This window comes from Pantoea sp. FN0305 (genome assembly GCF_050113845.1).
Taxonomy (GTDB): Bacteria; Pseudomonadota; Gammaproteobacteria; order Enterobacterales; family Enterobacteriaceae; genus Mixta; species Mixta alhagi.
The window spans coordinates 178,621-201,934 of record NZ_JBNJSN010000004.1; the positions used below are offsets into that span (position 1 = coordinate 178,621).

11 protein-coding genes and 2 pseudogenes are annotated in these 23,314 nt (G+C 53.3%); 7 read left to right on the top strand and 6 right to left on the bottom strand.

All coding sequences use genetic code 11. The annotated features are described in order from the left end of the window. Positions 1–23: 23 nt before the first annotated feature. Both ACQE3Y_RS10025 and ACQE3Y_RS10030 read right to left on the bottom strand, forming a co-directional pair. Positions 24–269 (bottom strand): DUF2543 family protein, encoded by a 246-nt coding sequence (locus ACQE3Y_RS10025; protein WP_426981562.1) that lies wholly within the window; start codon positions 267–269, stop codon positions 24–26. 258 nt (positions 270–527) lie between these two features. Beyond that, the gene (locus ACQE3Y_RS10030; RefSeq protein ID WP_426972819.1) at positions 528–1,010 is read right to left on the bottom strand and encodes a cold-shock protein; all 483 of its coding nucleotides are present in this window, start codon (positions 1,008–1,010) and stop codon (positions 528–530) included. Between the two features lie 971 nt (positions 1,011–1,981). Here ACQE3Y_RS10030 and ACQE3Y_RS10035 point away from each other — a divergent pair. Together ACQE3Y_RS10035 and yajD are read left to right on the top strand one after the other, a co-directional pair. Continuing rightward, positions 1,982–2,419 (top strand): annotated as a pseudogene (locus ACQE3Y_RS10035) (IS3 family transposase); the annotation flags it as partial. A gap of 242 nt (positions 2,420–2,661) precedes the next feature. Then, positions 2,662–3,036, top strand: a pseudogene (gene yajD / locus ACQE3Y_RS10040) (HNH nuclease YajD). A gap of 126 nt (positions 3,037–3,162) precedes the next feature. On the opposite strand, the gene ACQE3Y_RS10045 reads toward yajD, so the two are convergent. The 4 genes from ACQE3Y_RS10045 to ACQE3Y_RS10060 all read right to left on the bottom strand — a co-directional run bounded on the left by ACQE3Y_RS10045 (position 3,163) and on the right by ACQE3Y_RS10060 (position 6,725). Further along, positions 3,163–3,876 (bottom strand): 4'-phosphopantetheinyl transferase family protein, encoded by a 714-nt coding sequence (locus ACQE3Y_RS10045; RefSeq protein ID WP_426981563.1) that lies wholly within the window; start codon positions 3,874–3,876, stop codon positions 3,163–3,165. Positions 3,877–3,937: 61 nt separating this feature from the next. Next, positions 3,938–4,873, bottom strand: coding sequence for an efflux RND transporter periplasmic adaptor subunit (locus tag ACQE3Y_RS10050; protein WP_426981564.1), 936 nt, complete (start codon positions 4,871–4,873; stop codon positions 3,938–3,940). A 2-nt stretch (positions 4,874–4,875) separates the two neighbouring features. Beyond that, positions 4,876–5,589, bottom strand: a complete 714-nt coding sequence (locus ACQE3Y_RS10055) for an ABC transporter ATP-binding protein (protein ID WP_426981565.1) — start codon at positions 5,587–5,589, stop codon at positions 4,876–4,878. 8 nt (positions 5,590–5,597) lie between these two features. Next, positions 5,598–6,725 carry an ABC transporter permease gene (locus ACQE3Y_RS10060; protein WP_426981566.1) on the bottom strand — a complete coding sequence of 376 codons (1,128 nt, stop codon included), beginning with the start codon at positions 6,723–6,725 and terminating at the stop codon, positions 5,598–5,600. Between the two features lie 616 nt (positions 6,726–7,341). Between ACQE3Y_RS10060 and ACQE3Y_RS10065 the strand changes: the two genes are divergently transcribed. The 5 genes from ACQE3Y_RS10065 to ACQE3Y_RS10085 all read left to right on the top strand — a co-directional run bounded on the left by ACQE3Y_RS10065 (position 7,342) and on the right by ACQE3Y_RS10085 (position 23,310). Further along, positions 7,342–8,316, top strand: coding sequence for a DUF6347 domain-containing protein (locus tag ACQE3Y_RS10065; protein ID WP_426981567.1), 975 nt, complete (start codon positions 7,342–7,344; stop codon positions 8,314–8,316). 133 nt (positions 8,317–8,449) lie between these two features. Further along, complete coding sequence (locus ACQE3Y_RS10070) at positions 8,450–15,196, top strand: SDR family NAD(P)-dependent oxidoreductase (RefSeq protein WP_426981568.1); 6,747 nt, start codon at positions 8,450–8,452, stop codon at positions 15,194–15,196. A 79-nt stretch (positions 15,197–15,275) separates the two neighbouring features. Next, on the top strand, positions 15,276–19,511 hold the full coding sequence (locus ACQE3Y_RS10075) for a beta-ketoacyl synthase N-terminal-like domain-containing protein (RefSeq protein WP_426981569.1): 4,236 nt from the start codon (positions 15,276–15,278) through the stop codon (positions 19,509–19,511). After that, positions 19,508–22,546, top strand: coding sequence for a PfaD family polyunsaturated fatty acid/polyketide biosynthesis protein (locus ACQE3Y_RS10080; protein WP_426981570.1), 3,039 nt, complete (start codon positions 19,508–19,510; stop codon positions 22,544–22,546). The genes ACQE3Y_RS10075 and ACQE3Y_RS10080 overlap by 4 nt, the downstream gene beginning before the upstream one ends. Next, the gene (locus tag ACQE3Y_RS10085; RefSeq protein ID WP_426981571.1) at positions 22,543–23,310 is read left to right on the top strand and encodes an SDR family NAD(P)-dependent oxidoreductase; all 768 of its coding nucleotides are present in this window, start codon (positions 22,543–22,545) and stop codon (positions 23,308–23,310) included. The genes ACQE3Y_RS10080 and ACQE3Y_RS10085 overlap by 4 nt, the downstream gene beginning before the upstream one ends. Positions 23,311–23,314 lie beyond the last annotated feature (4 nt).

Below are 23,314 nucleotides of genomic sequence, written 5' to 3' on the forward strand. Positions count from 1 at the left end.
TTTCAAAATACCCTCAGCGGGAACTACTCATTGCCCCATTGATTCAGGAATGTGGCTATCTCATCAATACGCGCTTCATCGATACCGGCTTCATCAGCGATCTCTTTCTGCGCATCCTCACTGATCTCTTCGTTATTCATTAAGCGCGTAATCAGCAGTTGAAAATAGTGCGCCAGAGGATCGCGTTCTGCGTCGCTCACCGCCCTGGTCGTTTCCGTCGAATACTCATCCACGATGTCATAAAATTTAAGCGGTATTTCTTTGTTCATAAAAGATCCTCAGGGACTGTGTTTGGTGTCAGTTGCTGTTTGCATCGTCTGGCCTGAATAATATCATTCTTGTTGGGTTTTTTGGTCATCCAGTTGGGGCAGGGCGTTAAGGCGATCGGTTTTATGCCGGGAGCGGGCTGATGGCTGGCAAAGGTGATAAAAGAGTTGGCTATCACGGCGCACACAGGCCGATAGCCAGTGTTGAAATTCTGCTTAAGCATGGCGCAAAATTTCAACACCGGGTCAGTACGCGTTATTTCAAACCTTGAGCAGCTTCACTGTGGCATCTATGTCTATTTCATCTTCCGAGAAGATTAACGTGGTTCCCTGAAAGGTAGTGATTGCCAGTTTTTTCAGTGAACGCATCTCACCAGGCTGCGCCGCTGATTTCGGCCTGATGCTTCTCATCAGTACGCCCACAGACAGTACGGGGCTTTCTTTATCGATGCGGGTATCGGCAGGCACTTCTTCGCTGTAAACCAGGTAGGATTTGATTGAGGTAAGCTTAACGCGCTCGCCTGCAATATAGAGATATTTACTTTCCGGTAAGACTTTTACCGCATATGCTGACAAGCCCTTGCTGTTGGTGGTGGGCTCGAAAGTTACCGCCGCATCTTTCTTTATCAGTTCAGGGTTGGCGACCTTGATCACATGAAAATAACGATTCTCGCCGTTTTCATCTTTGATAAATCCAAAACCTTTATCCTGAAACCACGTTGTGATTGTTCCGTTCATCGCCATTACCGCCTGATTAATCGTTTATCTACTGACTTTTTGCAGCGCGCAGTGTAAAGCACATTGCCTGCGCAGACCATGTCTTTGGTTTAACTCTGGATGATAAATTTCAGGTATGCGAGGGGATAGCCTGGTAAAAGAGTCAGCGACACAGAGTGGATCCCGCACACAAACGTAGCGGAGCGGGAGTGGAGCAGGATGAGAGGTCGTTGCTTCCAGTGGATTATCCACAACAGAAAACAGGCGGCCGGGGTCCTTAGCCAGACAATGGTCGCTGATAAAAAAATCCACGCATCTGCGTGGATTTTTTTACCTGTGATTGCCGGGAAAACGCGTTGAGATCCCCGACAACAACTGAAGCGCTTAGGCGTTAAACTGTTATTAACCCATCATATTATTGATTTTTAATATTTTAATTAATGAATCCTATTTTTTGTACTCATCATTGTACTCACTTTTGAGTTCGCTAGGTTTTCAATGCGATGATCGTAGGTTCGACTGCTCTTATGAGTATTATAAAACAATCGTTTAATTAAATCCTGTTCATAAATTCTTCCCTCTTTCCTTCTCGCGTACTTATTCAGCACGATATAGCCCTAAGGATAATTACCTTAATGAAAGCGTTAGTTTTTGACCGTTGGCTGAAATTCGATTGTTGCATATAGTGGTGTAACGGCATAAATACTGGACAAGATGATGAAAAAAGAAGGAAAAATACTAGCACTAAGGAAATGGTTCAATCCTGATAACTATGACGATTTGAATGATCTGACTGGATTTGCCCCTATATATCCAGACATCAAATGTTTGTTGGTTTTAATACGGCATCCGAAGATGAACTCGAAACGGTCAATGAGGAAGAAGAGCAACAGATTTTTTCGGGTAATCCTCTTCTTACTTTTTCGCTAAGGGCCTGGGAAGCCTCTGCATCAGAACACAACTTAGAAAGCGATCAGCATATCAAGCATTTTCCTGTTGGCTGGCTTTATCTGGCCGTGGTTATCGACCTGTGGTCGCGGTCAGTCATTGGCTGGTCGATGTCCTCGCGGATGACAGCACAGCTTGCCTGCGGTGCATTACAGATGGCGTTGTGGCGGCGTAAACGTCCGGAAAATGTCATCGTGCATACAGACAGAGGGGGTCAGTACTGTTCAGCGGATTACCAGAGCTAACTGAAACGCCATAATCTGCAGGCCAGTATGAGTGCCAGAGGCTGTTGTTACGACAATGCCTGTGCGGAAAGCTTCTTCCACACGCTGAAGGTTGAATGTATCCACGGAGAGGACTTTGCCGGCCGGGAAATAATGCGGACCATGGTGTTTAATTATATCGAGTGTGATTACAATCGGTGGCGACGTCACAGTGCCTGTGGCGGCCTCAGCCCGGAACAATTTGAAAACGAAAACCTCGCTTAGGGCTGTGTCCACATTACGCGGGTAGGATCAGATCCTCTTCCGAATTCAGATTTAGAACTGCTCCTGGTTTTACATACTGCGTTGCCGCAGCAGGGGGGATGGCCGATCCATCTAGGTCCGCATAAATAGGTGATCACAGACGGCATATAAAGCGCATTTATGTAGCTTGCAGTCCCCCGTTAAGCAAGTTAGCCTGCTGCTTCATACGTAAAATTATCTCTCTGTTACAGGTAATATCAGCAATGGCGTTGATCCCAAAAAATTATTCGCGGCTTGAAAGCGGCTACAGCGAAAAAGCACTAAAAATCTATCCGTGAGTATGTGGCCGCTGCGCGCGCGAATTTGTCTATTCAAATCTGCGCGAATTAACCGTCCATCATATCGATCATGACCACACCAACAATCCAGAAGATGGCAGTAACTGGGAACTATTTTGACTCTATTGCCATGATCACGAACATTCGAAATACACCGAAGCCGATCAGTACGGTACAACCGTTACCGCCGGAGAGGACGCGCAGAAAGATATTGCTGCAGCAACCCATAATCCCTTCGCGGATTTAAAGACGATGCTCAATAAAAGAAATAATATTGCAGAAGCCTGTTTCTGGCATTAATCAGCCTGACGCGGGCGCACAGCCGCCTGAATTGCCCGCCTTGTAAATGTAGCCTGGCGTGGGCGCACAACTGCCTGTCAGCGATAAGCGTTACCCTGAAATAGTTAACATGCGATATTCAGCCATTCAAACAATCAGCGTAATCACACTATCTGCAGCGATGAAATAGTCGCCATGGATGCGATAGCCTGCGTGCAGGCCGGGTGCCAGCGGACTGGTCAGTTCCAGCGTAAAGCGATTTTGCTGTGGGTCAAGCCCACATAGCTTTGCGGCTTCAAAGCCAAAAATATGCTGCGCCTGTGGATAGAGTGCTTTGAACAAACTCTCTTTGGCGGAAAAAGCGATAAGCAGCGCGGTCTCATAGGGAAGAGATCGCGTATCTAATAGATTGCGTTCGCTGGCGGTGGTAAAGGTAGTGGCAATCTCCCGCATCACCTCCGGCCGAAGCGTTTCAATATCCACGCCCAGGCGTATGTTGGCACGGTACGGTGCCAAAATCGCAATCGCCCATTTCTCCGTATGGGAAATACTGCCCCACCACCCAGCGGGCCAGACGGGCGCCCGATCGGCACCCATCGTGACGGCGCTCTCGCATCCCGCGTTCTGTAACAGCTGACGGGCGGCATAACGGCCAGCAAGATAGTCTGCCCGGCGTTTTGCCACAGCAGATCGCAATCCATCCGGGAAGGCTATCGACAGTTGCGTAAAGAGCGCATCGCGGTAACCGGGGCTGTCAAAAGCGACTAAACAGACGCTCACCTCCGGGTGACGCGTCACCACGCCCAGGCTTTGCTGGTATATAAATGTGGATGGCGTAATGTGCTTTGCAAAAGTGAACATAGTTGTTATGCGTGAATACCGCGTTGTGGTTAATTTTTACAGCCTGAATAGATCTGCCCGGCTATCCCTGACGTGCGGTTTGACTCGGCTCATCTGTCTGAGAAGGGCTGCCCTCCGGCAAAATACGCACCAGCACCCGCTGTCCAATGCGGCTTATCGGCGCATCCAGGGTAAGTACACATTCTACGATCCGCGTATCCTGATTGACGCTGGGATCGTCAGTTCTTTGGCGTGCGCCAAACACATCACCCAGGCGTAAAACCCGTGCCTTAAAAACACGATTGTCATTATTTTCCAATGTCACTTCAGCCTGCTGGCCGGGTTTGACCACATTCACGAAAACATCTTCCAGTTCGGCGCGCACGATGCGTGGCGTATTCGGCGCGAGCACAAAAAGCCGGGTTACGTTGAGCGTAGATGCGCCTTCGCCTGGCTTGGCCTCACGTTTTACAATGCGTCCATCGATCGGGGCAGTCACTAAATATTTCTGGACCTCAAGTTTAGCGGCTTTGGTCTCGGCGTTAGCCGTATCCAGCGTGGCCCGCTTTAGTGCCAGTTCTCGTTGTTGTAACACCACCTGATCGGCCGCGTTATCCCGCGTCTGTACTGAAATGATATGATTATTGAGCTTAGCGACGCGATTATATTCACGTGTTGCAATCAGCAATTTCTGCTGTGCCCACTCAAGGTCACGCTCTGCCTCACGCTGCTGGTTCACTTTCACTTCGAGAGCATCCCGTGCTTCGTTATCCTCAATACGTGCTAACAGCTGTCCTTTTTTTACCTCTGAGCCTTCTTCCACCAGAATCTCTTTAATGATGCCGGGACGCGGTGCATCAATACTTATCAGGCCGCCCTCAATGCTGATATACCCTTTTGCCACGGCAACCCAGGGAGAGGCGGGAGCCGCCTGAGTCGTGGGCAGGTTTTTTTCATCACAGCCACTTAACGTAACAAGGGATATTGCCAGGACGCAGAGACGAAGAGCGTTTTTCATGGTCAACACGATCTCTCAGGAAAGGAGCGGATATCATCGGTGATACAGCCATCTTCAATGGTGATCACGCGGTCGGCATGGTCGATCAGGCGATTATCGTGAGATACCGCAACAACGGTGGAGTCTTTTTCGTGCGCAATATGATGCAGCAGGTCAATCACGGTTTGTCCGTTGTGTTTATCCAGGGCGCTGGTGGGCTCATCCGCAAACAGCAACGGTGGATCTTTCACCAATGCCCTTGCGATAGCTACACGCTGCTTTTCCCCACCAGAAAGTTCAGAGGGGTGCATGGTTTTACGGTGGCTTAATCCAACCGTATCCAGGGCTTCACTGGCGCGTCGGATAGCCTCCTTTTTCGGGATTTTGCTGCCATACACAAGCGGCAAAACGACGTTGTTTAGCGCATTCATCGCAGCAAAAAGGTTAAAACCCTGGAACACAAAACCACAGTTCATCAGGCGGAAACGCTCCAGCTCATGGCGCGATAGTGCGGTCAGTTGGGTATCGTTTACCTGCACTTCTCCGCTTTCAGGGCGCAGCAGACCGGAGAGAATCGCCAGCAGCGTGCTCTTGCCCGAACCGGAAGGGCCAATAATCAAGGTCATTTCGCCATTAAAAATAGTGAGGTTAATATTTTTAATCACCGGTTGGACGATCTTCCCGGTGGTAAAACTATGCGATACGTGCTCCGTCAGGATTGTGGCCGTTCTGTTCATCGTCGTTCTCAGCGAAGTAATGTAAAAGGTTCAGCGCGATTCAGCGCCCGCAGCGCGGAAAGCCCCGAGAGCAGGGTAATCACCATCACCAGCAACATAATGAAGCAGGCGACCTCCAGAGGAATGGTAAAGGTGACGTAAAGCGCCTCGGCGCTAAAGGCGATTATCACGCTAACCGCTGAAGCAATAAGTAAACCGGCCACGCCAATCCAGAACGATTGTTCCAGCACCACAGCGCGTAACGATCGTGATGGCACGCCCAGCGCACGTAAAGTGGCATACTCGCGTAGTGCGGAAACAATGGCAGCCATGAGTGTCTGGCTGGTGATAACGATGCCAACAATAAAACCCAGCACGGAAGAGAACATAAATCCGCCACCGGCACCCGATTCGAATAACCAGTAGGCGACCGATTGCTCGGAAAATTCTTGGGCCGTCCACACCTGATACTGGCGGAAAGAGCCTTTTGGCTGCAGACGATCGCGCACCGCTTCAGCCTGCTGCGGATCTTTGATTTTCACTAAAAAATAATCCACATCATTGCTGAGCAGGTTGTTGTCCACTGAGCGCGCGGTATACAACGACGAGATGACATTGGCGCCTCCCATTGAGCGCATGCCCCTCACGGTAGCGGCGACATGAATGCGCTTGCCTTGTAACTCGGTATAATCGCCAACCTTGACGCCCAGCTTATCCAGATCGCTTTCATCCACCAGCACATTTCCCGGTACCAGTAAAAGCTGTTTTAGCGTCGGCGTAAGCAGATGCGAAAAAGTCATGGAGTTTGGATTAGGACTGATGCCGATTAAGGTGGCGGAAATCCTTCCTCCAGGCGGCCTTTTCCAGTCTGCCAGTGTCCAGGTATAGCGTTCAACATCCACCACGTCGGGGTCCATACGCAGCTGGTTTTCTACTTTTTCCGGGATAGGACGCGGCTGATCAACGCTCTGTGTACCAGGAAATCCCACCCATAAATCGGCCGAAGAGCGATCGATATAAATACTGATCGCACTAAACATGCCAAGCAATAATCCCAGCTGAATAAGCACCAGTAAACCGGCGAAAGCCACGGCGAGTACGGCAGGTAAAAATCGTCGCCATTCGTAAATTAATATAGCGCGCGCTAACGAGAACATCGGGCGGTATTTCCTTACCTGATAAGATCCTGGCAATGCCTCAGGCTAAGGCAGGCGCCGGGATCGTAAGAATTTATTGTCGATTAATTAGAAAGCTAATTAAGTCAATGTTTACTATTGCATGCTAATTAATCATCAGCAGTTTTTGCTACAAAGGTTGCATATTAAAACCTTACGTTTTCAGTAAGTCATTAATAAAAAACAGGACGCAACAACTATCGCACCGACAAATTATCAATGTAAAGTTTTTTTTATGAATTTTTCATGATCGTTAGACATAAGTCAGGAATGGACGAAAAGTCTCTTTCCATTATGATGACTTTACTCGCAAAAAATGTACTTTAGAGTTAATGACTATCACATGATGATTTGGTGAGATTAAATTCTTAAATAACGCAACTTAAGAACTTATATACTAAATCAAATTGTAGTGATCTCTGTAACTCGTTAATTTTAGTGATATGTTTCATAAGCGCATCTGAAGGGTTTAGCAAAGGTTTGTCAGTTGAATGTAAGTTTTATGCATGTTAGCGTTAAGGGACAGTCAGGTTAGAGTTAAATGATACTTTCATAATTATTCATCTTCTGTTTTTTACCGACAGATTGAGGCATTAATATGGACTTTATCTCAACGCGAAAAAGCGCTTTTGGGGCGGTGGGCATTAATATCGCCTTACGAAGTGCAATAGACACAATAATTATCGGTGGTCTTTTTTTTTACGTTAATCCCAACCGAGAAAATGCCACTTTAATCCTATTTTTTATCCTTTTTCCGCTCGCCGCGATCATTTCTACTTCCGGTGAAGTGATTTATGATCGACTCAAATTAGATATTGCGGAAAACAGACCCTGTATTCATCGAGACAATGCGTTTTCTCTCCGTTTCGGCGAGAGGATCTGGTTGCGTCTTGCTGTTTTGGCGTTATTTTCAATGCTGATTGCAGGTCCACTGCTTTATATTTTTTTCCTGGTTTTCATTTCCGCACAGAAAGCAGGGACAATATCGATACTGACTGGCGTATGGCTGGTGATTATGCTGGCAACTTATTTTACTGTTAGTCGCGTGGGAAATCAGATCAGTGACTGGTATCGCCTTCGAATAACCCAGCCGCAACAGGAAACCGCTAAAAATAACAGCGATCGTTTTATGGTTTTTAACTATTTCCTGCCCTGGGCCGGAATAACTATGGCCATTGCGGGATTATTATCATGGGCATATTTTTCCCCTCAGAGAACGGATATTGACGTTGAGACCGTAGCATTCAGCTGTGGAGGAACAGCGTATATTATTGCGCTGTGGGTTGCGCACGTTACGCAAAAACAGGCGAAAATCGATATTAAAGCCAGCTTGCTACGCTTTGAAGACGATGAAGTACTGGATGAAGGAACCATGTATTTTTTAATTCACGCATGGAGCGGATGCGTTATCGTCGCCATCTTTATTATCAGCCGTTTTTTCTCCTGGGCATCTTTTACTCCACTGCAGGTGACTCTGATTGATGCGCTGGTAGCGGGACTCAGCGCCATTGCTGGCGCTTTGTCGGGGTTGCTGCGGGCAAGGACGCACCAACGTAAGCAGGAGGAAAAGTGACACGCTCAGGCTGAAGCATTTATTGCAATAAAACGTCTCACCTTATTTTTTGAAAACCACTGAGATTGCGCTGTGCTCGGATAAAAACCATGGGCGCACAGGGGACTCTATTCATTTGAAGGGCGAGGAGTATATGGCAGAGATATATCTAACACAGGGCCAGAAAGAACAAGGTGATATCGCCATTGTTGGTATGGCCAGTCATTTCCCCGATGCAAATAACCTGCATGAGTTCTGGGAGAATATAACCAGTAAACGGAATTCTTTAACCGATATTACTACTATGTCTGCGGCAGAATATTGGCGGAAAGAGGATTTTTATGATCCAAACGTCGCAGCGAAAGATAAAACTTATGGACACAGAGCCGGTTTTGTTCCTGCGATTGATTTTGATCCGATCGCATTCAAAATCCCACCGGCAATTATGGATTCTATTAGTACTGCACAATTGTTTTCACTCTATACGGCGAAACAGGTAATGCAGGACGCGGGGCTGCTTGATAAACAAGAGTCTCAGGTTGAACGGGATCGCATAGGCGTTATTTTAGGCGGCGGCGGCAACGGCAATACCTCGTTCTCGCTGGCCGCGCGCCAGCAAACCCCATACTTACGTGAAATCATGTTGAAGTCAGGGCTATCGGCAGACATTGCTGATGATGTTCTGGCGCGAGCCAATGAACTTTATCTTGAATGGAATGAAGACAGTTTCCCCGGCTTTTTGGGCAACGTCGCCTGTGGGCGCATCGCCAGTTATTTTGATATTGGCGGAACGTCATACATGGTTGATGCCGCCTGCGCCAGTAGCCTGGCAGCCATTAAAGCAGCAATAGGCGAACTTAACTCAGGCAGCTGTGACGCGGTGCTTACCGGCGGCGTCAACCTTGAAAACTCGGCGTTTTCATTTCTCTGTTTCAGCAAAACCCCGGCGCTGTCAAAAAGCAATTGCTCACGGCCATTCGATCGTGATTCTGATGGCATCATGCTCGGGGATGGCGTGGGGCTACTGATGCTGAAACGGCTCGAAGATGCTGAACTGGCCGGTGACCGCATTTATGCGGTGATCAAATCCCTTGAAGCCTCCAGCGATGGTCGGGCAAAAAGCATTTTTGCACCGCGTTACGAAGGGCAGATTAAAGCGCTGAAACGCACCTATGCGCGCGCCGGCATTCGTCCCGGTGAGATCCAACTGATTGAAGCACATGGCACCGGCACCGCCTCCGGCGACAGCACTGAACTTAAAAGCCTGCGTACCGTCTTTGATGAGCAACGCCTGTCAGCACATTCGATTGCCATCGGTAGCATTAAATCGCAAATTGGCCATACGCGTTGTGCTGCGGGCGCAGCCTCCATGATTAAAATGGCGCTGGCGCTGCATCAGAAAGTGCTACCGCCCTCGATTAATGTTCAGCAACCCATGGAGGCGCTGTGCGCCGCAGACAGTCCGTTTTACCTTAACAGTGAGGCGCGTCCCTGGCTGCGGCCGCTGGATGGCGCGCCGCGCCGTGCCGCGCTAAGTGCGTTTGGTTTTGGCGGCACTAATTTCCATGCCATCCTCGAAGAGTACGAGAGTGAGCCACATGGCGCTTATCGCCTCAATGAGTCAACCTTCACCCTGCTATTCACGGGCGATAACCCCGACCAGCTGCTGGCGTATTGTGAACAATCACTGGCGCGCTTTACCGCCGAATCAGCACCGCGCGCGCTGAAACATCACCTCGCGACACAGGACATTACTGCCTTACAGCCATCTCATGCCCGTTTACTGCTGGTGGCGACGTCAGCCGCCCATGCCAGGCAGCTATTAATCACGGCAGTGGAACAGTTACGTACTAAAAGTGACAAGGGATGGGAACATCCGCTGGGGATCTATTTTCAGCCTGAGGGCAAAACGCTGAGCGGCAAAGTGGCCGCGCTTTTTCCCGGGCAGGGATCGCAGTACGTCAATATGGCGCGCGATATCGCTAATGATTATCCGGAGATGCGCCACGCCCTGGAGACGCTGGATAGCTGCTCTGTGGACATGCGGGGAGGGGGCCTGGCGCAATTTATTTTCCCACCGCCCGCGTTTTCCGATGCTGAGCGCGATGAACAACGTGAGCGATTAACGGATACCGCTAATGCTCAGCCAGCAATTGGCGCAGTCAGCGCCGGTTATTACGCCATTCTTAAAGCCAGTGGTTTTGTGCCCGATTTTGTTGCCGGCCACAGCTATGGTGAAGTCACCGCGTTATGGGCGGCGGGCGTGCTGAGCGATGAGGATTTTTACCGCGTTTCCCTGGCGCGCGGCAGCGCAGCGGCCTCGGCCGTCGCGCAAAATCAAGGGGACGGCGGGGCGATGCTGGCGGCGTCACTCACGGTTGAAGCCTGTCAAACCCTGCTTTCACGTTATCCGGATGTAGTGTTAGCAAATGATAACTCGCCCAATCAGGTGGTGTTAGGCGGTGCCAGCGCGCACATTCAGGCGCTTTACCATGAACTGAAAGCCAGCGATGTTCAGTGTCGCATCCTGCCGGTATCGGCAGCCTTCCACACGCCTTTTCTTCAGGCAGCCTGTGCGCCATTCCTTGAGCGCCTGGCAGAGGTACGTTTCGCCGCGCCACATACTATCGCTTACTCCAGCGCATCTGCCGCGCTCTGGCCCGATGATACCGCCACCTGGGCAGAAATCTTAGCGCAGCAGCTAATTAAACCGGTGCGCTTTCGCGAAACGATTGAAGCGTTATATCAACGTGGCGCACGGTTATTCGTTGAAATCGGGCCGAAAGGGGTATTAGGCAAGCTGGTCGCTGACATCCTGCAAGGCCGTGAACACACCCTTATTTCGCTGAATACCAGCGATACGGGGGAAGAGCGCCTGCAACTAGCACGTGCGCAGGCCAGGCTGTTGGCGCAAGGCATCCCACTGAATTCCCTTGATCGTCATCTGCGTGCTGCACCCGTGCCGGAAGATCTGAGCGGACGCTTAACCTGCCGTCTGAGCGGCGGTTTTTACCTCTCTGAGAAAAACCAGCGCAGACGCCAGCACGCCTTGCGTGAAGGGGATACCAGGGTTGTTGATGATTTTATTCGTGCGAAGCAGGTCGCCACGCCAGTGGCGTCTGCACCCGTGACATCGCTGCCTGTAGCAGCCCCACCGCAGCTTCAATCCATCACATCCGGTAAATCGGAAGTTATTCACAAGCGAGATCAATTTATGGAACAGGTTAATCAGCGAGTTGAACACAGTGACGATTCCCCGTTGCATGGGGTTCTACAGGCGCAGCAGGTGATGAGTCAGTTACATCAGCAATTTCAGGCGAATCAACAGGAATATATTCAGCTGCTGAACTCTTTGCTAACCAAGCAGTATTCGCTGTTGGAAAACTTCCGCGATCATCAAAATTTGTCTGTTATCCTGGCCAGTCTCGGTCAGAGCGTACAGCTGTTAGATAAGAATCTTGAACTGTACCACGCTAATCATGAGCGCTACTTTGCCACACAGCAAAGTCTGTTCCAGCCGGGTCAGTCTGGTGCACCCGCTGTGCAGGGAAGGCAGCCGCAAGCGATGCCAGCGCACGTTACGCCTCAACCGGCAGCGACACCTGCTCCTCTGGCTTCCACTGCCGCAGCTTTACCGATTAGCGCCCCGGCCAGCTTCTCTGCCTCAGTGCCTTCCATGCCGGAAATGCCGACGTTCGCCACGCCTGCCGTGCCGGAGATAGCGGTCGCGGCGCAACAACAACCCGCAGTGGCACCCGCAATAACCGATACCAACGCCGGGCTTGATGCTGAAAAGGAAGCGCAAATTGCCCAATTTGCGCGCATAACTGAGGCTGAAATTACCGCAAGGCTGGTCGCTATTGTGAGCGATCGCACCGGCTACCCACAGGATATGATCGACGTGAACATGGATCTGGAAGCCGATCTGGGTATCGACTCCATTAAACGTCTGGAGATCTTTGGTGCCATGTTCGACGCGTTCTCAGCTGATGCGGGCATTTATCACGACGCGTCCAAAAATAAAGATCTGGAAACCTTCGACATTGAAGCGTTAAGCAACATCCACAAAATGTCGGCGTTCTTTAAGCAAATGATTGATGAAATCATCCTCGATATTCGCCGTAAGCATGGTGGTGAGGCGAGTGAAACAGCCGCTGATGTGGCCAACGCAAAAGCCTTCTTTAATGAAGACAACCAGCGCGACCATGAAGAGACGCTGAGCAGCGAAGCACTGCGCGCGTCGGAAGACATCGGCGGCAATGCCAAACTACGCACGTTGGGCTTTGTTACCTCAACCGCTGAGGTGGCAGAGGCCGATCAGGCAAAAAAGTCTTTAACTGAATCGCAGCAGTCAGCGGTACCTGCGGTTCAGGCTAAAGCAGTATCCGTTATGCCCAGGCCGCAGACACAGCGTTTTAGCGTAATTCAACAAACCTTACCCTTGCCCGATGGCGATCGACACACCTTTGCCGCTAAGCGCCACTGGCTCATTGTTGATGAAGGGAAAACCATCAGTGATGAGGTGATGAAACAACTCACGGCACAGGGACAGACAGTTTCGCTACTGGCTTTGTATCCTGCGACGGCAAAACAGAAGAAACAGGCGAAAAACGCATCACTTTATCACCTTGCGCAGTATGACGAGACCGCACTGGATAGCGCCGTTACGAAAATCGAGCAGGCACATGGCGCGATTGATGGCTTGATTTGGCTACAGGCCGCGCCTGAAAAAGCGAAACATGTCGCCGATGTCTTCAGCGAAAAGGGCTATCGTTCCCTTGAGACCACCTTCCTGCTGGCGAAGCGGCTACAGGAAAGCCTGACGCGTGGCGAAGAGCCATCCGGTTGGTTCTTTGTGATCTCCCGTGGTGACGGTCACCTCTCTCTGGCGCAAACCGGCGAGCTGAACGGGATTCTGTATGCAGCGGTAAGCGGGCTGACCAAATCGTTAAACGCTGAGTGGAAAACCACCTTTTGCCGCACGCTGGATATCGATGCCCGGTTGAAGGGCGGCGAGGCGGCGAGCGTCCTGCTGCAAGAACTCCAGGATGTAAACCGCGAACTGGCCGAAGTTGGGCGCAATGCGCAAGGCGAGCGTATGACGCTGGCGCTGAGTGACGCGCCCACCGCGCACGAACAAACGCCGCTGGCGCTCACCGCGCATGATGTGCTGGTGGTGACCGGCGGAGCGCGTGGCATTACCGCTCAATGTGTGATTACCCTGGCGCAGCGTACGCAGGCGCAGTTTATCTTGCTGGGACGCACCGATATGGATGCACCTTTGCCCGACTGGGCAGAGGGGACCACCACGCTGAACGAGCGTAAGGCCAAAGCGATTGCCAGGCTACAGGCCGAGGGCCAACAGCCGACGCCGGTTAAAATCGACGCCATGTTAAGCGGTTTGTTACACCGCGAAGAAATTACTGCCACACTGAGGAAAATTGCCGAGGCGGGCGGCAAAGCGATCTATCGCCACTGTGATATCACCGATGCCAGTCAGGTTGCAGCGGTGCTGGAAGAGGCGCAGCGCGAGTTGGGGACGGCCACCGGCATTATCCATGGCGCAGGCAATCTGGCTGACAAGCGCATTGAGAAGAAAACGCTGGCCGATTTACGTTCCGTTTTTGACGTCAAAGTCAGGGGGCTGGAAAACCTCTGCCGTGTGCTGGATATCACGGCGTTAAAACACCTGATGTTGTTCTCTTCCGTTTCCGGCTTCTTTGGCAATGCCGGTCAGGCCGATTACGCCATGGCTAATGAGGCGCTGAATAAATTTGCCTGGCTGCCGTTGCAGGCAGCAAACGGGCTTACCGTGCGCGCGATCAACTGGGGCCCCTGGGATGGCGGTATGGTTAATGAGACGCTGAAGCGCGCCTATGAACAGCACCAGATGGTGGTGATCCCGCCGGAAACCGGCACGACATTCTTTGTCCACGAATTTACGGACCTCGCGCATCCGCAGGTCATTATTGGCGGAAACCATTATCGTGCCGCGCGGCGTGCCACGCTGCCCGCTGAACCGTTCAACGTTTCACGTCAGCTACAACTGCGGAACAATCCCTTTTTGCAGCATCATGTGATTAATCACCATCCCGTTCTGCCCGCGACGGCGGCTATCGCCTGGATGGCGCGCGCCTGTGAAGAACGTTTTCCAGGCTATCGGTTACAGTCGGTCAGCCACTTTACCGTGCTGAAAGGTGTGGTTTTCGATGGCAGCGAGGCGCAGCAGTATAACCTGTCGCTGACGCCCCATACGGGCGGCGCGGCGGATAACGGCAGCCTGATACTGGATATCACCATCAGCAGCCAGTCAGGCGCCAACGCTATGAAACATTACCAGGCCACGCTGCTGCTGACGATGCAGGAAAGCGCGATGCAGTTTGCGGAACTCTATTGCGATCTTGATGTGGCAATTCCTTTCCCGGCGCCATTGTATGGCGACATGACACAGGGCGCGCAGCTGTTTCACGGCGAGGATTTCCGCGGTATTCAGCAACTGGTTCATATCGATGAACGCAGCCTGGTGGCCAAATGTTGTCTGCCCGCGCTGGATGATCGCCAACAGGGGCAATTTCCTGCACGCTCCTTCAACCTGTTTATCAACGACGTTGGGTTGCAGTTGCCGCTGCTGTGGCTGATGCAGGCTTCAGACAAGGCCGGACTCCCGGTAGCGATAGCCAGCATCGAGCAATTTGCGCCGCTTGATTTCAACCAAACCTTCTATGCCTCGATGCACATAGTCAATCAAACGGCGACGGTGCTGCTGGTGGATATCATGCTGCATGACGAACGGGGCAATATTTACAGCCGGTTCGAACAGGTGAAATTCACTATCTCCTCCACGTTACGTGCTTTATTCAGCAGCACTGCTGAAACGCAGGAGAAAAAAGAGCGCATTTAACCGAAGCAGGCAACCACTGACAACGTTATGCGGGCGCATTACGCGCCCGATACAGACTCATGTTCTGGAGTGGCGAGTAATGGAAAATATTGCGATCGTGGGATTGGGCTGCCTGTTTCCGGGAGCGGATACCACAGAGAAATACTGGGAAAACTTAGTTCACGGCCGGGATCACGCTTCTCCTCTCTCCGCAGCGGAAACCACGGTAGATCCCGCCGTTTATTATCATCCGGTAAAAGGAACGGCGGACAAAATCGGCTATAGCCGTAACGGGCACATCCGCGATTTTCATTTCGATGCGTCGGGTTATGCGTTGCCTGCCGATGAGCTGGAAACGCTGGATAACTTATTTAAATGGACGCTCTATGCCGCCGACCAGGCACTGAAACAGAGCGGCTACCACCAACAGCACGCGGTATTGGCAAAAACCGGCCTGCTGATTGGCAACATCGGCATGCCAACTCACAGCGGCAAGCAGCTGATGAGTGGTTTCTATCATCAAATGTTAACGCCCTGGCTGCGTCAGCTGCTGGGACGTGAAGATTTTCAGTTTGACCGGGCGTGGCCAGAAAAAAAACTGTCCGAACTCAACCTTATTACCGGCGGACATAATGCCACCGTTGCGGCTCAGGCGTTAGGGCTGGCAGGGCCAACGTTCGCGCTGGATGCCGCCTGTTCCTCAGCGCTCTATGCCATCAAAATGGCCAGCGATTACCTTGCCAGTGGTAAAGCTGACATGATGCTGGCAGGCGCGGTATGCCACGCCGATCATATTTACATCGATCATGGCTTTAATATCCTGCAGGCGTTTCCCGATAAAGGGCAATCAATCCCTTTCGATCGTACTTCGGAAGGGCTGAAAGCGGGCGAGGGCGCGGGCATTATCGCCATTAAGCGTTATGCGGACGCCATTCGTGATAACGACAAAATCTACGGCGTGATTGAAGCGATTGGGCTCTCTAATGATGCCGGCAGCCGCCATATGCTGGTACCTGATAGCAAAGGGCAGCAGCTGGCGCTGGCGCGCGCCTATGGCAACAGCACGCCTGATATTGATTACCTTGAGTGTCACGCCACCGGTACGCCGGTAGGGGATCAGGTAGAACTGGCGGCGGTAGAGCGCTTTTTTGCGCCATCGCCGACCCGACCGCTGCTGGGCGCTAATAAAGGCAATAACGGCCATATGTTGACGGCATCGGGCATGGGCAGTTTATTTAAAGTTATTTTGTCCATGCAGCATGGCTTGATCCCACCGACGCCGGGCGTACAGCAGTTGGTAAGCACCCCTGACGGCCAGCTTAGCCTGGATGATGTGGTCACCACTGCGCGTCCCTGGCCCCAGCGTGCGCGCCAGAAACGGGCAGGAATTAACGCCTTTGGTTTTGGCGGCGTTAATGCGCACCTTATCTTAAGTGAAGATCATTCCGCTTTGCGCAGCATGGCTGCGCCCACGGCATCACCATTAAAACCAGTGCCGCTGGCGCTGACAGGAATAGGCGTACATGCTGCGGATACTGAAGATGTCGCGAGTCTTGATCGCACTTTCCGTGAGGCCAGACAGCATCAGCGCCCTCTGCCAGCCACGCGCTGGTTGGGCGCAGAACAACAACCGGCGCTGCTGGCGGCGCGAGGGGTAAATCAGATCCTACAGGGCGCCTGGATTGAAAGCTTTGCATTCGATTGCAAACGCTTCAGGCTGCCGCCGAATGTCGTGGGGCCGCATCTGCTTTCCCACCTGTTTTTACTGCCAGTAGCGGAACGGGCCTTTGTTGATGCGGGCTACCGGCTGGACGGCGCGCAGCGCAACCTTGCGGTGATCGTGGCGGGCGGCGTTGACTACAGTTGCCTGCGCTATCAGGCGCGCAATGAAATTAGCTGGCAGCTTGAGCAGAGTTTACGCAGTCAGGGGATTGACCTATCGCAGGATGACCTACAGGCGTTACAGACGGTGGTTAAAGACAGCCTGTTTCCTGCGCCTTACCCGGAAGGGATTACTGGCGGCATCGGTAATGTGGTCGCCAGCCGCCTGGCGGCGCATTTGCACCTTAACGGCCCCGCGTTCTCGCTTTACAGCGAAGAAAACGCCGCTTTCAAGGCGCTGGAGCTGGCGCAATTCCTGTTGGCACGTCAGGAGGTAGACGGCGTGTTAATCGCCAGCTGTAGCTTTGGCGGCGCACTGGAAAATGTGCTTTGGGATCATCAGTCGGTACAGGCTAATCAGGCTCCGGGCGATGGCGGCAGCGTGATTGTCGTCCGGCGTGAAGAAGATGCGCTTGCCGAGGCAACCCCGGTTTATGCGGTAATGGAGGGGTTAGCGGTCGGACATCAACTCAGTCCGACGCTGGCGTGGAACGTTAGTCGCCAGGCGATCGCCAGCAGCGCTAAACGTGCGCTGCAAGAGGCGGGATGCCGGGCGGAAGAGGTTGACTACGTTGAACTCTATTCAGGCGCACGGCCCGACGAAATGGAAAGTGAGCTGGCAGGACTGGCCGCAGTCTATGATGCTGCGGCGCGCAAAACCCCCGTGACCGTGGGTACGTTAAAAGCCAACTACGGTCATCTTTCCGCCGCGAACGGACTGCTGGGCATCATTAAATGCGCTTTACAGCTTTCACAACACTATTTACCGGCGTTACCTGATTTTGGGCAGAAAGCCTCGCTGGATGAGCGCACCAAAGGTCGCTTTACGCTGCCGCAACACACTCAGCCCTGGCGCCAGCCAGCCAATGCGCCGCGCCGTGCCGCGGTTAATCATATTGGCATCGATCATGCCGTCAGCCATCTGATTCTGCGCGAACCGCTGAGCGGGCCGCGTGCGCAGCCAGCTGCGGCCAGTCGGTCGGCCGACGGTCTCACCGTGACGGTATATACCGGGCGGGAAAAACCGCTGCGTGATTTCATTATCAATGAGCAGACTATTGCGCGTTTTTCAGCCGTTGGCGCTGCGCGCAGACCCGTTGCCAGCGACAGAGCGTTGCGCCAGTTAACGCGTCATGCGCAGACGCATCTTTCCTATCTCAATACGCAACATCACTATTATCGCCTGATTCGTCAGCTGCTAAGCGGGCAGCCACCGGTTGCCGCGCCGCTGTTTGACGAGCAGCAGATTATTGAGCTGACCGATGGCCAGGTCAGCAACGTGTTGGGGGCTGATTATCGCGAAGTGGATAACTATCCCATTCGTACGCGGATGCCGTCGCCGCCTTACCTGTTTGTCTCACGGATTACGGCGTTAAGTGCGCAAAAGGATCGGCTGGAGCCGTGCTTTATCGAGTGGGAATATGATATCGCGCCGGATGCCTGGTTCCTGGTGGACGGCAAAACGCCACCGTTTGTGGCGCTGGAGTCGTCGCACGCCATGATTGTCGCCTTCACCGTTATCGGCTGCGATCGTCTGTTCAAAGGGCAGCTTTGCTACCGCGCGGTGGACAGCGAGACCACGGTCTACAGCGAGATGCCGCGTGCCGGAGAACGGCTGCGCGGACGGGTGAACATGACCTCTTTTGTCCGCGCTGGCGACGTGGTGCTGATCGCCTATGAATACTTCTGCTATGTCGGCGATCGGCTGGTGTTTAAGCTGGTAGCGAATTCCGGCTTCTTTGGTCAGCGAGAAATCGCCAGCGCCCGACAGCTGGACACCCGTCGCTATTTTGCGGGTGCCCTACAGGCCGCGCCTTTTACCCCGCTATTACATTGTGAACGCCAAACCTTTGACGATGATGCGCTGAATGCCCTGAGCCGGGGCGATGTGGCCGCCTGCTTTGGGCCACAATATGTGGGCCATCAGGCTGGCACATGGTGCGCGCCCGCTTCACGCATGCTCAGCCGGGTGATCTCAATTGACGCCCGTGCAGGCGCATGGGGGCTGGGCCAGGCGATTGGCGAGGTCGATATCGATCCTGAGCATTGGGTTTTTCGCGCCCATTTTAAAAACGATCCGGTCATGCCTGGCACCTTGCTGGTTGAAGGTTGCGAACAGCTAGTGAAATTCTTTCTTTACTACCTCGGCTTAAATGCGCGTCCCGATCTGGTTGCGCATATGCTAACTAACCATTCGTATAGCGCAAAATTCCGTGGGGAAGTGAAGTGCGAACGCGACGTGTTGCGCTATCGCCTGACCTGCAAATCCATTGATACGCACTGGCAGGCTGACGGAGAAACGCCGGATGCCATCGCGCTGGTGTTTATCGTGGAAATCATTTATCGCGGCAACGTTATCGGTGTGTGCGACAACCTCGGCGCAGCGTATAGCCATCGCCTTTCTCCGGACGCGCGCGCCTCGTCGGCGCTGCAGGTACAGGAACTTTCATCATGAGTCCGCGTTTATCCGTCAATTATTCGGGCGGTAAACGCCCGTTCGACCAGCTGCCGTTGGTAGCAGGCTCCGCTTCACTTTACGATCTGGGTAAAGCACTGCAGGTGGTGCAACAGGGCGATGAGGCGTTCTTGTCTGCGGCTGGCGAGGCGCTGCCGTCCGCCGAGGCAAAACTGATCGGTATTTTGCCTGCGGTGACCGAAGCCGATTTAGGGGATCATCATTTCTGTCACGAGTATGGCGTGCGCATGGCCTACTACGTGGGCGCGATGGCGAACGGCATTCATTCCGAGGCCATGACCATCGCACTGGGACAGCAAAAGATCCTGGGGTTCTTTGGCGCAGGCGGGCTCGATATTGCCCGCATCACTCAGGCGATAAGGACCCTGCGCCAGCATCTGCCCGACGGGCCTTTTGGCATCAATCTGTTGCATAACCCTGCCAACCCAGCCTGGGAAATGGCCTGCGTGCAGCTCTGCCTTGACCATCAGGTCACGGTGGTAGAGGCCTCCGCCTATATCAATCTTAGCCCGGCGTTGGTGCGTTACCGCGCCTGCGGCCTGACGCGTGAGCAGGACGGCACCATTCAGCGTCGTCATCGCATCATCGCCAAGGTTTCCCGCCCGGAAGTGGCGCAAAATTTTTTACGGCCCGCGCCAGAAAACCTGCTGAAAAAATTATTAGCGGAAAACCTGATTAGCGCAGAGCAGGCGGAGCTGGCGCGTCAGCTGCCGATGGCTGACGACATCACCGTCGAAGGTGATTCGGGCGGTCATACCGACCAGGGCACGCTGGCCTGTATTTTCCGCTCGATTGTGCAACTGCGCGACAACATCGAACGTGAGTCGGGCCATCGTTACCGGGTTCGTATTGGCGCGGCGGGTGGCCTCGGCACCCCGCATGCCGTGCGTGCCGCCTTCGCGCTTGGCGCCGCGTACGTGGTAACCGGTTCAGTCAATCAGGCCTGCGTAGAGGCTGGCACCTCTGCGGCGGTTAAACAATTGCTGGCCCGCGCCAGAATAGGCGATGTCGCTACCGCGCCTTCTGCGGACATGTTTGAACTGGGTGCCAAAGTTCAGGTACTGAAGCAGGGCAGCATGTATCCGTTACGGGCGCAGAAGCTGTATGCGCTGTACAAACAGTATGACGCGCTGGAAGCGTTGCCTGCCGCTGAAATCGAACTGCTGGAAAAACAGATTTTCCGCCAACCGCTGGCGGATATCTGGCAGCAGACCGTGGCCTATTTTCAACAACATGGCCGGGCGGAAGTGATAGAGAAAGCGTTGCAGCAGCCGAAAAAACAGATGGCGCTGCTGTTCCAGTGGTATCTCGGTCAGTCATCGCGCTGGGCCATCACCGGCGAAGCCGGACGCGAAGTGGATTATCAAATCTGGTGCGGATCGGCCATGGGCGCGATGAATGAATGGCTACAGGATACGCCACGGGAAGATCCTGCCCAGCGTCACGTGGCCGAACTGGCGCATCTGCTGATGAGCGGTGCCGCCTGGCTGACACGCACTGCGCTGCTGGAACTGATGCATATCTCCCTCCCGCATCAGCTCGGTCGTTATTCCCCTTTTAACCTGACAGTCGCCAGTGAGCAGCCCCTGTTAACTCATCCAGCCGGGCAGTCACTGCCTTTACCTTCACGCAAACCAACGGAGAACACACCGATTATGGACGCCCCAACCAAGCTGTCGTTGGAAGAGTCAAAAAATTTCTATAAAAAATGCTGGGATTTGCTGCCCGGCGGTACCCATTACAATTTCGGCGATCCTGAGCGACCGCTGGTCATCCCGTTTAATCGCGGACGCAATTCCCGCGTCTGGGATTTAGACGGCAATGAGCATCTCGATCTGTTCTGTAAGTTTGGTGCGCTTTTCGTCGGGCACCATAACGAAGCTTACAACGCCGCTCTGATGGATTACATGGGCAAAGTCACCTCGGTCGATACCTGCGACCTGGAGGTTGAGGTGTGCGAAACGCTGGTTAAACACATTCCCTGTGCGGAGATGGTGCGTTTCTGTCTGAGCGGAACGGAGGCGGTGCAGAATGCCCTGCGTCTGGCGCGTGGTTTTACCGGTAAAAACCGGTTTATCCGTTTCCACGGACACTATCATGGCAATGCCGACAACATCATGGGATGGCGTAAAAAACAGGATTTGAGCTATCCGGTGCCGGAACAGTTTAAAGGCGATCTGCTGGATACCTGGGGCAGGGCAACGGGCGCGATTGCTGACCAGTCATTTATGCTGCCGTGGAACGACATTGATGTGCTGGCTGCCACCATCGAGCGCTATCACGACGATATTGCCGCGGTGCTTATGGAGCCCATCTGTATCAATGGCGGCGGTATTTTCCCGCGTGAAGGCTACCTGGAACAGGCAAAAGCGCTGTGTGAGAAATACAATATCGTGCTGATTTTTGATGAAATTATCACCGGCGTGCGCCTGGGGCTGGGTGGCGCGCAACAGCTGCTGGGCGTGACGCCGCACCTGGCGACATTCGGTAAAGCGCTGGGCGGCGGCTCGATGCCGATTTCCGCCATCGCGGGCCGCCGCGACATCATGAATCTCTATACGCGCGGCAAAGTGATCCATGCCGGTACTTTTAACGGTTACCCGTTAGGCCTCGCCGCCATCAAAGCGACCTTCTCGCTGATTGAACAGGACCCCGGCTGTTATGAGCGCATGGCCGGTTTCACCCGACAGATTTCCAACATCTTTGTTAAGGCTGCCGAGGCGGTGGAACTGCCGCTGGTGGTACAGGGTATGCCAACCGCGCTGGTTTATCACTCGCAAAACGCGCCGGTGGATCGCTCTGAAGGCTACAGCGATAAGGTGAAATTCTGCGACATCATCATCCGTGAGATTTCCAAACGCTACGGCATTCAGTTCTCTCCGCTCTCGCGTGTTTACGCCAACATGCTGATGTCGCAAGACGATGTGACGTTTTTCGAAGATCGCATTTTTGACGCCATGGCGAATGCACGAAAAATCATCGACATCACTTTTAAAGAGGGCGCTGACGCATGAGCCAGCAGGTCGCCGTCGTGACGGGCGCAGCAGGTGGCTTTGGCTCAGCCATCGCCAGGGTGCTGCTGGATATTGGTTATCAGGTTGCCGCCACCGATCTCAATGCTGAACGGCTGGCACAGTTAGCTGAGCGGCTGGGCCAGCCGGCGGGTCTGCATACCTTTGTTATGGATGTCACGCAGGAAGCCTCCATTAGCGAAGCGGCGCGGCAAATTGAGCAGCGGCTCGGCGCGACGCTGACCGTGCTGGTCAACAATGCTGGTGTGATTGAACGCAGCTTTTGCCTGTCCGAACGCGGCCTGAGCGGGGCCGCGCGGGTGCTGAATGTCAACCTGCTGGGCACCTTCAACTGCACCGCCGTGTTCTCGCGTTATATGGCGCGCCTGAAGTATGGGCGCATCATCAATATCGCTTCAGTGGCGGGTATCTGGGGAGCGGCTGGCGGTTCGGCCTATGCCGCGTCCAAGGCGGGTGTGATTTCCGCTACCGAATCCTGGGGACGGGAACTGGGACCGCTCAATATCAGCGTGACCGCCGTCGCGCCTGGTATCTGCAAAACCGAGATGCTTTCCCAGTTTGTTGATCCGCACATGATCGGTTCTCCCGGTGAGGAGAAGATCGTGCGTTCCATCGTGCCTGTTGGACGCTGGGGCACGCCGGATGATGTGGCGGAGGTGGTCGGCTTTCTGGCCAGTTGTAAAACCAACTACCTCAATACCACGGTGATCCCGCTGGATGGTGGTATGCGCGTGGGCACCCTGTAGCGGA